This is a genomic window from Nostoc sp. C96, assembly GCF_059384975.1.
This window is the reverse complement of record NZ_JBXUHI010000002.1, coordinates 154237-168341: the sequence shown is the minus strand read 5'-3', so window position 1 is coordinate 168341 and position 14105 is coordinate 154237. Positions and strand designations below refer to the sequence as shown.

General features: G+C 40.9%; 6 protein-coding genes and 3 pseudogenes. 6 read left to right on the top strand and 3 right to left on the bottom strand.

Going from position 1 to position 14105, the window contains the following annotated elements:
- Positions 1-116 precede the first annotated feature (116 nt).
- Both AC504W_RS29080 and AC504W_RS29075 read right to left on the bottom strand, forming a co-directional pair.
- The gene (locus AC504W_RS29080) at positions 117-2858 is read right to left on the bottom strand and encodes a cation-translocating P-type ATPase (RefSeq protein WP_494874835.1); all 2742 of its coding nucleotides are present in this window, start codon (positions 2856-2858) and stop codon (positions 117-119) included.
- A 197-nt stretch (positions 2859-3055) separates the two neighbouring features.
- A complete protein-coding gene (locus tag AC504W_RS29075) occupies positions 3056-3313 on the bottom strand; it encodes a DUF7219 family protein (protein WP_494874836.1) in 258 nt (85 codons plus the stop codon).
- Positions 3314-3567: 254 nt separating this feature from the next.
- Between AC504W_RS29075 and AC504W_RS29070 the strand changes: the two genes are divergently transcribed.
- Complete coding sequence (locus tag AC504W_RS29070; protein WP_494874837.1) at positions 3568-4002, top strand: hypothetical protein; 435 nt, start codon at positions 3568-3570, stop codon at positions 4000-4002.
- A gap of 1342 nt (positions 4003-5344) precedes the next feature.
- On the opposite strand, the gene AC504W_RS29065 is transcribed toward AC504W_RS29070, so the two are convergent.
- On the bottom strand, positions 5345-5779 hold the full coding sequence (locus AC504W_RS29065; RefSeq protein WP_494874837.1) for a hypothetical protein: 435 nt from the start codon (positions 5777-5779) through the stop codon (positions 5345-5347).
- A 254-nt stretch (positions 5780-6033) separates the two neighbouring features.
- Here AC504W_RS29065 and AC504W_RS29060 point away from each other — a divergent pair, with 254 nt between their 5' ends.
- The 5 genes and pseudogenes from AC504W_RS29060 to mgtA all read left to right on the top strand — a co-directional run bounded on the left by AC504W_RS29060 (position 6034) and on the right by mgtA (position 13673).
- Complete coding sequence (locus tag AC504W_RS29060; RefSeq protein ID WP_494874838.1) at positions 6034-6291, top strand: DUF7219 family protein; 258 nt, start codon at positions 6034-6036, stop codon at positions 6289-6291.
- A gap of 197 nt (positions 6292-6488) precedes the next feature.
- Positions 6489-9231: pseudogene (locus tag AC504W_RS29055) on the top strand (cation-translocating P-type ATPase).
- Between the two features lie 163 nt (positions 9232-9394).
- Positions 9395-10215 (top strand): annotated as a pseudogene (gene pstB, locus AC504W_RS29050) (phosphate ABC transporter ATP-binding protein PstB).
- Between the two features lie 224 nt (positions 10216-10439).
- On the top strand, positions 10440-10727 hold the full coding sequence (locus tag AC504W_RS29045; RefSeq protein ID WP_494874833.1) for a DUF5132 domain-containing protein: 288 nt from the start codon (positions 10440-10442) through the stop codon (positions 10725-10727).
- Positions 10728-10955: 228 nt separating this feature from the next.
- Positions 10956-13673, top strand: a pseudogene (gene mgtA / locus AC504W_RS29040) (magnesium-translocating P-type ATPase).
- Positions 13674-14105 lie beyond the last annotated feature (432 nt).

The window sequence follows — 14105 nt, the reverse complement described above, 5'->3', positions numbered from 1 at the left end:
TGATAACTCAAGCTCAATCTTTTTATAATTAAAGGTAAAAATACACTATCTTGAGGCATAGATTGGTAGGGGCGCGAAGATGTGCGCTCCTATCTAACAACCGATATCATTCTTGTTTACAAATAGCTGTGGCGCATCAGCCATTTTTTTAATTCCACACACCAAAAGACCACGGTACTGAGAATTAAACTAATAATCAAATCCAGTGGTGATAAGGCTACTGTTGTAAAAATCTTCTGTAAAACAGGGACATATATAACAGCCAGTTGCAAAATTAGCGTTAAAGTCACTGCTGTCAAGATTGGCTTGTTGGATAGTAACCCAATTTGCCAGAGGGAGTCTCTATCTGAGCGAATGGCTAGGGCGTTGCCCATCTGAGATAGGGTGATAGTGGTAAACAGAATTGTTTGCCAGTTTGGATTGCCACTGTGCCAATACCAGTAACCTATACCTAAAGATACTAAAGACATTAGTAATCCTATCCAGATAATGTCTCTGCCCATACCTCGCCCAAAGATATTTTCATGGGGAGGATGGGGCGGACGATTCATTGTGTTACGTTCCGCAGGCTCCACACCTAAAGCTAGGGCTGGTAAACCATCAGTAGTAATATTGATCCAAAGAATTTGCAGTGGTAACAACGGTAACGGCATCCCGACAAAGGGAGCTAGGAGCATCACCAAAAGTTCACCAACATTACTACTTAAGAGGTACTTAATAAATTTGCGGATATTGTCGTAAATAATCCGCCCTTCCTTGACAGCAGCAACGATGGTGGCGAAGTTGTCATCTAGCAACACCATATCAGCAGCTTCTCTAGCGACATCAGTACCACTAATGCCCATTGCTATACCAATATCAGCTTTTTTCAGGGCAGGTGCATCATTGGCTCCGTCACCAGTCATGGCAACAATGTGCCGTCGCCTTTGGAGAAACTGCACAATATTAAACTTATGTTCTGGGGAAATCCTGGCGTAAACTGAGACTTCTTCGACTAAATTTCCCAAAGACTCAAGGGATATGTGGGAGAGGTCATCACTGGTGAGAATGCGATCGCCTGCGGCAATCCCCACTTCTTGGGCAATATATTGAGCAGTGAGGGGGTGATCGCCAGTAATCATCACAGGATGGATACCAGCTTGTTTGCAAAGTAGCACTGCATCCTTAACTTCTGGTCGTGCTGGGTCATTCATCCCCAGCAAACCAACAAATATCAGGTCTTGTTCTATCTTTGCAACACCAGGCGATTGCCAAAGCCGAAAAGATAATCCCAGAACTCGCAAACCATTTTGGGTAAGTTGGTGGTGGGTGGTCAAAATCTGTTCGCGCCACACTTCGTTTAGTACTTGTGCTTGTCCATCTACCCACACTTGACTAGAAACATCTAGCAAACTATTGACTCTCCCCTTGGTAAAAGCAATATAAGGTGCTGATTCCTGAATTTCTCGGTTCCAATACCAAACTGTCTCCAAAGCACAAGAAATTTCAGCTAATGCTGTCGGGAATTGGTGGATAGTCGTCATTCTCTGGCGCTCAAAGCCAAATGGGACTTCTGCCACACGGGGCATAGTTTGTTCTAGTTCAGCTTTCCACAATCCTTGGTGAGCCGCAGCCATCACCAAAGCATTTTCCGTGGGGTCGCCCACAGCACGAAAGTAACGAGGTTCTTCCCAATCTGGTTCTAATCTGGCGTTATTGCACAGAGTCGCACCAGCCAGTAATAAAGCGAGGGCTGGTGGTTGACAGAGTAAAAGTGGACTTGCTTGACTAGGATCGACAACAGGTGATGCCCAACGTACATGAGCAGTGAGATCCAAGCGACGACCAGCTACATCTAGGATAGTCACGATCATCCGGTTCTCGGTGAGAGTACCTGTTTTACCAGAGCAGATTGTGGTGACAGAGCCTAGAGTCTCTACAGCAGGTAGGTGGCGGATGAGCGCCCGGCGTTTCAGCATTTGCTGCGCCCCCAAGGCTAAAGCAATGCTGACTACGGCGGGTAATCCTTCTGGTAAAGCAGCGACCACTAAAGTAACAGCCGTGAGAAACATTAACTTGACATCTTCACCCCGCAGTAAACCTAAAACTAGGATGATGCCGACCAAAACTAAAGAAGCGATCGCTAACCACTTTCCCAGTTGATCCAAGCGTTTTTGTAGCGGTGTTGGCTCTGGTTCCACTGTTTGAATCATGTTGGTAATCTGCCCCAACTCAGTCTGCATACCTGTTTCGGTGACAACCGCTTCCCCCCGACCATAGGTAACAATTGTCTGCATATAAACAGTATTGTGGCGATCGCCTAACCTTACTTCCCCATGCAATTTTTGAGTATCTTTATCTATCGGCTCTGCTGCGCCTGTGAGGGCTGCTTCTTGAGTCCGCAAACCCAAGCTAGTGAGTAGCCGACAGTCTGCGGGGACAATATCTTCTGCTTCCAGCAATACAATATCCCCTGGTACTAAGTTACGAGCGGAGATTTCCTGTATATGACCATCGCGGCGTACTTTGACATTTGGTATTGCTAGTTTTTTGAGATTAGCGATCGCTTTCTGCGCTCGGTATTCTTGGCTAAAACCTAAAAAAGTAATCAGCACAATAATGGCAATAATGCCTAAGCCATCTTTGTAGTCACCCAAAACAGCGGAAATCACCGCAGCCACAATCAAAATAATTACCAGTGTTTCGCTGAGTTGCTCCCAGAGAATTTGCCAAGGTTGTTTCAGTCCTGGCTCAATCAATTCATTAAAACCATATTTTTCTAAACGATGACTAGCTTCTACCGTACTCAATCCCCAGGAGGCATCACTACCTAGCCTGTGCAGTGCTTCGGCGACATCAAGTTGATACCAATTGCTCATGTTGTCTACCTTCAGCTTGACTTAGAAGAAGTAGTAGGGAGTGGTCTAATTAATCGAAAATACTGTATCTAAGTTAAATATTTTCAAATATACACTTTGTTTATATTGGTATGAATCTAGAATTAGATATATTAATCATTTACCGACATTTTACCTACGGGCAACAGCATTGAGAACACTGCTGCTCTCAGGTTGATTTATTCAGTTAGGTCTTCATTATCTGTTTGTAGTGTCTTAAAGCTCTGTGTTAACTTCTGCCAGAGTGACTCAATTTCCTCATAGCACTCCTGTGAAGAAAGTTTTCCCAAAGTCTGTAGATTGTACAAATAACAGACACGTTGAGAAAATTCTTGAAGATTAGCATTGAATAAAAAATTTTGAGGCGTAAACTTACCAAGATATCGATATTGCTCGTAAAGAAAATTGTTTTTAGCTGTCTGATCGTAGTCATCCATATAAAAATCTTTTTAGCTAAAATTTTAACTTGATTTTTCAGGTTGTTTTTAAATTTATATCTTCAAGAGCGGTAAAAACGCTCTTACCCTTCGCCTCATACTGTGTTTAGCAGTGATCGCCTGTCTGACTATCCCTAAACTAATGGAAAAGTACATAGATGCTAAATAAATGTAAGTCCCAAAATCCCTAGCAGTTGCTCGATTGTAAAAGTTATGCCGATGTAAACTAATAAGGCATAAGTGTAGCAGTGGCCATGAGTAGCGATCGCATAGACAAAATAATTGAAAAACTTCAGAAGCTAAAGGAAATTCGGCAAGAAGTAGTTGAGCAACCAATGTCACCACCAGGGGCATGGATACATGAATATGTGATGTATAGGCAGTATAAAAAAGATGGTGATGTTTATTGGTATCAGTATGCGAAGTGGCAGTCCAATGAACCAATTTTTAAACGCAACCCGAAGGAATCGTTGAAAGGGATTGTGAAGAGAGGCAAAAACCCAGAGTATACGTGCCATCAGCACATAGGCAGAGTGGGAAGTAGCACAGGGCTACCGACTGATGAAATGGTCACAGAAGCATATCAAGAATGGAATAATCGTAAGCGTTTAGAAGCAATTGATACAGCCATACGAGAAATAGAAATTGTGCTAAAAAAAGTTATGCCGTCAGAAACTAATGAGGCATAACTTAAAATACAAGCGATCGCCACTATGCCTGTACAAGCTTGTATATAGATAATAAGTGTTAGCCTTTGTTATGGGTAAATAAGAGGGTAAAGTTAACGTTAGCGATCGCCTGTATTGTTATCACTGTACTAATGGAAATGTCCATAGATATTAAACGTTAACCTTCGCATGGGTATACAAGAGGGTAAGAAAAATGGACGTGATGCCTGCGGCGGTCGTAGCGATCGTTTATCAAGCTATGCCTATACAAAACAAATTAACCAGTGATACTACTTGTTAGCTTTCCTATACCTATACAACAGGGTTAGTCAAAGTAAGGAAGGACAGCGATCGCCTGTCAAGATGCCAATACAAGAGGGTATGAATGCAGATATCACTGTACAAAAAGTTGAAGCCAAGAGATATCCCTATACAACAGGGAAAGTGTACAAATAATCTCTAGACAAGAGAGTAGGAATGCAGATATCTCTGTACAAGACGGTGAAGCTATGCCTATACATTAGGGTAAATACGGAGATATGCCTAGACAAGAGGGATAGAGCATAGGTATACAACAAGGTATAAGCAGGGGTATCCCTATACAAGAGGATATGGAGAGACACGAGAGAATAGTCAGTAGCATCAATATACAAGAGCAACTGAATAGTCCTTACTAACATTCCTTGTTCTCTGGAGAACAAGGAATGTTAGTAAGGACTATTCAGTTGCTCTTGTATATTGATGCTACTGACTATTCTCTCGTGTCTCTCCATATCCTCTTGTATAGGGATACCCCTGCTTATACCTTGTTGTATACCTATGCTCTATCCCTCTTGTCTAGGCATATCTCCGTATTTACCCTAATGTATAGGCATAGCTTCACCGTCTTGTACAGAGATATCTGCATTCCTACTCTCTTGTCTAGAGATTATTTGTACACTTTCCCTGTTGTATAGGGATATCTCTTGGCTTCAACTTTTTGTACAGTGATATCTGCATTCATACCCTCTTGTATTGGCATCTTGACAGGCGATCGCTGTCCTTCCTTACTTTGACTAACCCTGTTGTATAGGTATAGGAAAGCTAACAAGTAGTATCACTGGTTAATTTGTTTTGTATAGGCATAGCTTGATAAACGATCGCTACAACCACCGCAGGCATCACGTCCATTTTTCTTACCCTCTTGTATACCCATGCGAAGGTTAACGTTTAATATCTATGGACATTTCCATTAGTACAGTGATAACAATACAGGCGATCGCTAACGTTAACTTTACCCTCTTATTTACCCATAACAAAGGCTAACACTTATTATCTATATACAAGCTTGTACAGGCATAGTGGCGATCGCTTGTATTTTAAGTTATGCCTCATTAGTTTCTGACGGCATAACTTTTTTTAGCACAATTTCTATTTCTCGTATGGCTGTATCAATTGCTTCTAAACGCTTACGATTATTCCATTCTTGATATGCTTCTGTGACCATTTCATCAGTCGGTAGCCCTGTGCTACTTCCCACTCTGCCTATGTGCTGATGGCACGTATACTCTGGGTTTTTGCCTCTCTTCACAATCCCTTTCAACGATTCCTTCGGGTTGCGTTTAAAAATTGGTTCATTGGACTGCCACTTCGCATACTGATACCAATAAACATCACCATCTTTTTTATACTGCCTATACATCACATATTCATGTATCCATGCCCCTGGTGGTGACATTGGTTGCTCAACTACTTCTTGCCGAATTTCCTTTAGCTTCTGAAGTTTTTCAATTATTTTGTCTATGCGATCGCTACTCATGGCCACTGCTACACTTATGCCTTATTAGTTTACATCGGCATAACTTTTACAATCGAGCAACTGCTAGGGATTTTGGGACTTACATTTATTTAGCATCTATGTACTTTTCCATTAGTTTAGGGATAGTCAGACAGGCAATCACTGCTAAACACAGTATGAGGCGAAGGGTAAGAGCGTTTTTACCGCTCTTGAAGATATAAATTTAAAAACAACCTGAAAAATCAAGTTAAAATTTTAGCTAAAAAGATTTTTATATGGATGACTACAATCAGACAGCTAAAAACAATTTTCTTTACGAGCAATATCGATATCTTGGTAAGTTTACGCCTCAAAATTTTTTATTCAATGCTAATCTTCAAGAATTTTCTCAACGTGTCTGTTATTTGTACAATCTACAGACTTTGGGAAAACTTTCTTCACAGGAGTGCTATGAGGAAATTGAGTCACTCTGGCAGAAGTTAACACAGAGCTTTAAGACACTACAAACAGATAATGAAGACCTAACTGAATAAATCAACCTGAGAGCAGCAGTGTTCTCAATGCTGTTGCCCGTAGGTAAAATGTCGGTAAATGATTAATATATCTAATTCTAGATTCATACCAATATAAACAAAGTGTATATTTGAAAATATTTAACTTAGATACAGTATTTTCGATTAATTAGACCACTCCCTACTACTTCTTCTAAGTCAAGCTGAAGGTAGACAACATGAGCAATTGGTATCAACTTGATGTCGCCGAAGCACTGCACAGGCTAGGTAGTGATGCCTCCTGGGGATTGAGTACGGTAGAAGCTAGTCATCGTTTAGAAAAATATGGTTTTAATGAATTGATTGAGCCAGGACTGAAACAACCTTGGCAAATTCTCTGGGAGCAACTCAGCGAAACACTGGTAATTATTTTGATTGTGGCTGCGGTGATTTCCGCTGTTTTGGGTGACTACAAAGATGGCTTAGGCATTATTGCCATTATTGTGCTGATTACTTTTTTAGGTTTTAGCCAAGAATACCGAGCGCAGAAAGCGATCGCTAATCTCAAAAAACTAGCAATACCAAATGTCAAAGTACGCCGCGATGGTCATATACAGGAAATCTCCGCTCGTAACTTAGTACCAGGGGATATTGTATTGCTGGAAGCAGAAGATATTGTCCCCGCAGACTGTCGGCTACTCACTAGCTTGGGTTTGCGGACTCAAGAAGCAGCCCTCACAGGCGCAGCAGAGCCGATAGATAAAGATACTCAAAAATTGCATGGGGAAGTAAGGTTAGGCGATCGCCACAATACTGTTTATATGCAGACAATTGTTACCTATGGTCGGGGGGAAGCGGTTGTCACCGAAACAGGTATGCAGACTGAGTTGGGGCAGATTACCAACATGATTCAAACAGTGGAACCAGAGCCAACACCGCTACAAAAACGCTTGGATCAACTGGGAAAGTGGTTAGCGATCGCTTCTTTAGTTTTGGTCGGCATCATCCTAGTTTTAGGTTTACTGCGGGGTGAAGATGTCAAGTTAATGTTTCTCACGGCTGTTACTTTAGTGGTCGCTGCTTTACCAGAAGGATTACCCGCCGTAGTCAGCATTGCTTTAGCCTTGGGGGCGCAGCAAATGCTGAAACGCCGGGCGCTCATCCGCCACCTACCTGCTGTAGAGACTCTAGGCTCTGTCACCACAATCTGCTCTGGTAAAACAGGTACTCTCACCGAGAACCGGATGATCGTGACTATCCTAGATGTAGCTGGTCGTCGCTTGGATCTCACTGCTCATGTACGTTGGGCATCACCTGTTGTCAATCCTAGTCAAGCAAGTCCACTTTTACTCTGTCGACCACCAGCCCTCGCTTTATTACTGGCTGGTGCGACTCTGTGCAATAACGCCAGATTAGAACCAGATTGGGAAGAACCTCGTTACTTTCGTGCTGTGGGCGACCCCACGGAAAATGCTTTGGTGATGGCTGCGGCTCACCAAGGATTGTGGAAAGCTGAACTAGAACAAACTATGCCCCGTGTGGCAGAAGTCCCATTTGGCTTTGAGCGCCAGAGAATGACGACTATCCACCAATTCCCGACAGCATTAGCTGAAATTTCTTGTGCTTTGGAGACAGTTTGGTATTGGAACCGAGAAATTCAGGAATCAGCACCTTATATTGCTTTTACCAAGGGGAGAGTCAATAGTTTGCTAGATGTTTCTAGTCAAGTGTGGGTAGATGGACAAGCACAAGTACTAAACGAAGTGTGGCGCGAACAGATTTTGACCACCCACCACCAACTTACCCAAAATGGTTTGCGAGTTCTGGGATTATCTTTTCGGCTTTGGCAATCGCCTGGTGTTGCAAAGATAGAACAAGACCTGATATTTGTTGGTTTGCTGGGGATGAATGACCCAGCACGACCAGAAGTTAAGGATGCAGTGCTACTTTGCAAACAAGCTGGTATCCATCCTGTGATGATTACTGGCAATCACCCCCTCACTGCTCAATATATTGCCCAAGAAGTGGGGATTGCCGCAGGCGATCGCATTCTCACCAGTGATGACCTCTCCCACATATCCCTTGAGTCTTTGGGAAATTTAGTCGAAGAAGTCTCAGTTTACGCCAGGATTTCCCCAGAACATAAGTTTAATATTGTGCAGTTTCTCCAAAGGCGACGGCACATTGTTGCCATGACTGGTGACGGAGCCAATGATGCCACCTGCCCTGAAAAAAGCTGATATTGGTATAGCAATGGGCATTAGTGGTACTGATGTCGCTAGAGAAGCTGCTGATATGGTGTTGCTAGATGACAACTTCGCCACCATCGTTGCTGCTGTCAAGGAAGGGCGGATTATTTACGACAATATCCGCAAATTTATTAAGTACCTCTTAAGTAGTAATGTTGGTGAACTTTTGGTGATGCTCCTAGCTCCCTTTGTCGGGATGCCGTTACCGTTGTTACCACTGCAAATTCTTTGGATCAATATTACTACTGATGGTTTACCAGCCCTAGCTTTAGGTGTGGAGCCTGCGGAACGTAACACAATGAATCGTCCGCCCCATCCTCCCCATGAAAATATCTTTGGGCGAGGTATGGGCAGAGACATTATCTGGATAGGATTACTAATGTCTTTAGTATCTTTAGGTATAGGTTACTGGTATTGGCACAGTGGCAATCCAAACTGGCAAACAATTCTGTTTACCACTATCACCCTATCTCAGATGGGCAACGCCCTAGCCATTCGCTCAGATAGAGACTCCCTCTGGCAAATTGGGTTACTATCCAACAAGCCAATCTTGACAGCAGTGACTTTAACGCTAATTTTGCAACTGGCTGTTATATATGTCCCTGTTTTACAGAAGATTTTTACAACAGTAGCCTTATCACCACTGGATTTGATTATTAGTTTAATTCTCAGTACCGTGGTCTTTTGGTGTGTGGAATTAAAAAAATGGCTGATGCGCCACAGCTATTTGTAAACAAGAATGATATCGGTTGTTAGATAGGAGCGCACATCTTCGCGCCCCTACCAATCTATGCCTCAAGATAGTGTATTTTTACCTTTAATTATAAAAAGATTGAGCTTGAGTTATCACAATTCTCACAGAAGACAAGTTCCTCCAAGAGCCAACAATAATATTTATGGCAGCTTCTTCTTTGCCATCTGTAAATGCCTCCACAGCAGATAGCGAAGTTATTTTACACGCACAAATAGAAGGGTTTTATTATGAGAAATTTTTAGCTTTACGTAATGTTTACCTGCCTATCTATAAAAACCTAATTACAACTTTTATTGGCACCTTCCGGTTGTGGGAAAAGCACCTTACTCAGATGTTTTAATCGTTTGAATGATCTCATTCCCCAAACTCACTTACAAGGACAAATTCTTTTTAAAGGGCGCAATGTCTATCATCCTTTAGAAGATGCAGTAGTCTTACGTCGCAATATTGGGATGGTCTTTCAAAAGCCAAATCCCTTTCCCAAATCTATCTACAATAATGTTGCTTTTGGCCCCCGCATTCAACGATATCGGGGAGATTTAGATGAGATTGTTGAGTTATCATTACGTCGTGCGATTCTTTGGGATGAGGTGAAGCATAAACTCAAAGAAAGCGCCTTCTCTCTTTCTGGTGGACAGCAACAACGGTTATGTATCGCCCGAATGTTAGCTGTACAACCAGAGATAATTTTGATGGATGAACCTTGCGCCGCCCTCGAATCCAATATCAACCAAACAGATTGAAGAACTGGTACAACAACTCAAGCAACATCACACCATTGTGATTGTGACTCATAATATGCAACAAGCTTCACGAATCTCTAATATGACTGCATTTTTCAACACTGAAATGACAGAAGGAAGCCGTACTGGCGAACTAGTAGAATATGATCACACTCATGTGATTTTTACCCAACCAAAACAAGATATTACCCGGCAATATGTCAATGGTCACTTTGGTTGAAAGAGTAAATATTATTTGATGCTCAATATTGATTTATTGTGAATTGTTCTGATTTTTAGAGTATTATTGCTTGAGTTTTTCTGTTAAAAATCCAGTATTCAAATACAAGTAAATCAGAAAATCAATTGATAGAATAAGAGTTTTTAAAAAAATATTTTTCTTGATGATAAATCTATTGCATTTTGATAATATATAAGTGTAAACATTAAGAGAAAAATAATGTTATGTCACCTAAAATTATACCGGATGTTGAAAATTTAGTCGAAGACCTTGGCGTTCCAGGGATTGCAGCGATAGTACTTCTTCCAGTCATAGTTCCAGTAGTAGCAGGTGTTGGTAAACCAATAGCTAAAACAGCCATTAAAGGCGGAATTCTCCTTTATGAAAAGGGTAGAGGAGTAATTGCCGAAGTTGGTGAAACTTTTGAAGATATCATGGCTGAAGCCAAGGCTGAACTTGCTGAACAAAAAGCTGAAGCTCAAATGGAGAAAATTGAACCATCTGCTGGTTAGATTTCACTAACAAACCCAAAGCCCAAAGAAATCAAATTTAATGGTTGAATTTTGCAGTTTATTAGGTGCAATACAGTGAAGCTTGTTGTGAAAGGTGGAATAATTTCCATCTTTTTTAATATTACAAATTTTTTAAAGTATGATGCCAAATTATGCTAAAGATTTTTGTATAGACGCATCATGGTAAGTCTTTATATATTCAAAAAATATTTGCACTAGCAATTTATTATGAGTCTTGTTCAAAGATTTCTGAGACGGCTATCCCATACAAGCAAAAAGCCAAAAGTAGAATCTGATATTTCTATAAAATTATCAGCAAAACTCCTTGATATCTCGACGATTGATTTAGCAACATTGCTGCAATCGCTCAATACTTCTCTTGAAGGTTTGAGTGAGATTGAATCCGAAATTAATTTAGAAAAATATGGATTAAATGAAATTGCCCGCGAGAAACCACCAAAATGGTATATCCAGCTATTTAAAACTTTTCAAAATCCTTTAGTTATTCTGTTGATATCTTTGGCAATCATCTCCTTGGTGACAGGTGATATCAAAGCCGCAGTGATTATTATCATCATGGTTATTTTTAGCGTCTTACTGCGCTTTTCTCAAGAGTTTCGTTCTAGTTTAGCAGCCGAAAAACTCCAAGAAATGGTGAGAACAACTACAACTGTTAGCCGCAAAGATCAGCGTCAAGACATCCCACCAGAAATATTACGAGAATATGGTATTACTCTCCATCCCCATACAGTAGAAAGAAAAGAAATTCCCATCAAGTTCTTAGTACCAGGAGATATTATTTACCTCTCAGCCGGGGATATCGATCCCCGCAGATGTGAGATTAATTGCTGCCAAAGATTTATTTATCAGTCAGGGTGCGCTCACAGGAGAATCCCTTCCCGTTGAAAAACATCCAACTTTACCCGCAAGATGAAACCCAAAGCGAAAACCCACTGGAATTAGTGAACATTTGTTTCATGGGTACTAACATTGTTAGCGGTACAGGTACAGCAGTAGTAGTGCAAACTGGTAGCAATACTTACTTGGGTGCATTAGCTCAAACTGTTGTCGGTCAAAAAACACTCTCTAGTTTTGACAAAGGAGTAAATGGCATTAGCTTCTTGCTACTGCGGTTTATGCTGGTCATTGCACCTTTAGTATTTCTCATCAATGGCTTGATTAAAGGTAATTGGACAGAGGCTTTCTTTTTTGCCCTATCAGTTTCTGTGGGGTTAGCACCAGAGATGCTACCGATGATTGTCACAGCCAATCTGGGCAGAGGCGCGATCGCTATGTCTGAGAAAAAAGTAATCGTCAAAAATATCGACTCCATCCAAAGCCTTGGCGCAATGGATATTCTCTGCACCGATAAAACAGGTACTCTCACCCAAGATAAAATTATTTTGGAAATGCACCTGGATGTTTATGGTGAAGAAAATGACGAAGTTCTAGAGTATGCCTACCTCAATAGCTTCTATCAAACAGGGTTAAAAAACTTACTAGATGTGGCGGTACTCGAACACATCGAGTTACACGAATCGTTGAAAGTGGAAAAAAATTTCCGCAAAATTGATGAAATTCCTTTTGATTTTATCCGCCGTCGGATGTCGGTAGTAGTAGAAGAAACCCATCACAAGCATATATTAATTTGTAAAGGCGCAGTCGAAGAAATTCTACAAGTTTGCACCCAAGTCCAAGGTAATGAGCAGATTTTACCGATGGACGAATCAGTACACACCCAAACGCTACAATTAGACAAGGAATTAAACGAAGATGGCTTACGGGTGATTGCTGTCGCTTATAAAGAACTACCACCCGACCAACTCACATACTCAGTTATCGATGAGTGTAATCTGATTCTACTAGGATTCATTGCTTTTCTCGACCCCCCCAAAGAATCAGCAGCCCAAGCAATTAGCGCCCTGAATCACAATGGCATCCAAATAAAAATCTTAACAGGTGACAATGAAATTATTACTCGCAAAACTTGTAAAGATGTGGGTTTATATGTTCACCACACACTCTTGGGTGGCGAAGTTGAGAAATTGTCTGATGAGGAATTAGCAGAAATAGCAGTCACAACAACTATTTTTGCTAAACTATCTCCCCTGCAAAAAGCCAGAATCATTCAAGTTTTACGCCGAAAAAATCACATAGTCGGCTTTCTGGGGGATGGAATTAATGATGCAGCCGCTTTACGAGAAGCTGATGTTGGTATCTCTGTGGACACAGCCGTAGATATTGCCAAAGAGTCAGCAGATATTATCCTGTTAGAAAAAAGCTTGTTGGTACTGGAAGCAGGTGTGAATGAAGGCCATAAGACATTCGGTAATATCGTCAAATATATCAAAATGGGTACAAGTTCCAACTTTGGCAATATGTTCAGTATGTTGGGAGCAAGTGCCTTGCTGCCATTTTTGCCGATGAGTCCAGTGCAAATATTGTTAAATAATTTGCTCTACGATTTTTCTCAAACTGGCATTCCCTTCAATCATGTAAATCCAGAATACTTAACTAAACCACGTAAATGGCAGATTAATGATATCCAGAAGTTTATGCTCTACATCGGCCATGAGTTCGATTTTTGACTATGCGACATTTGCTTTAATGTGGTTTGTCTTTGGTGCTAACTCGGTAGAAAAACAAGCACTATTTCAAACAGGTTGGTTTGTCGAAAGTTTATTAACCCAAACCCTCATTGTCCACATTATCCGGACTGCGAAAATTCCCCTAATTCAAAGTACAGCAGCGTTGCCTATGTTACTGGTGACTCTGACAATTATGGCGTTCGGTATTTATATTCCCTTCTCTCCGATTGCATCAGGTTTAGGATTTGTGCCTTTACCTGTCAGCTATTTTTTCTGGTTAGCGTTGATTCTATCGAGTTATTGTGTTTTGACACAGCTAGTTAAAACCTGGTTTGTCAAAAAATATGGTTATAACTAAGTGGATGCTGAACTCCTTCCTAAGACGGGGTGTGAGTAGGAATGGATGCTGTTGACGAAATATTTCTTCACATTGCCGACCAAGGAAGCTTGATGTTTGCAAAAGTTGAAATTCTGAAGCATAACTAGAAAATGAGTTGAAAAAATATAATTGAACAAAACTTGCACAAAAAATTGCTCTAACTTAAACTTTCAATTCAAAATATGGTTCAAAACTTTTGTTTTAGTAGATATCTGAACAAAAATCAAATATTTTATTGTCCAAGCGATCGCTCTATTTTTGGGCAATCACCTACTCAAATTGTAGCTGCATAATAATGATAATCAAGCCGAAGGATTGATAAAAAGCCTAAGCTATGGCATCTCAGTACATTGATAATTGTCAACAGATGACAGTAAGAGCAATCATACTCATTTTCTTTCACCTTTTGTA

Excerpts from the sequence above, each read along its gene's own strand:
- AC504W_RS29060 (WP_494874838.1), top strand. The coding sequence starts at position 6,034 with ATGGATGACTACAATCAGACAGCTAAAAACAATTTTCTTTACGAGCAA.
- AC504W_RS29075 (WP_494874836.1), bottom strand. The coding sequence starts at position 3,313 with ATGGATGACTACGATCAGACAGCTAAAAACAATTTTCTTTACGAGCAA.
- AC504W_RS29045 (WP_494874833.1), top strand. The coding sequence starts at position 10,440 with ATGTCACCTAAAATTATACCGGATGTTGAAAATTTAGTCGAAGACCTT.
- AC504W_RS29065 (WP_494874837.1), bottom strand. The coding sequence starts at position 5,779 with ATGAGTAGCGATCGCATAGACAAAATAATTGAAAAACTTCAGAAGCTA.
- AC504W_RS29080 (WP_494874835.1), bottom strand. The coding sequence starts at position 2,858 with ATGAGCAATTGGTATCAACTTGATGTCGCCGAAGCACTGCACAGGCTA.
- AC504W_RS29070 (WP_494874837.1), top strand. The coding sequence starts at position 3,568 with ATGAGTAGCGATCGCATAGACAAAATAATTGAAAAACTTCAGAAGCTA.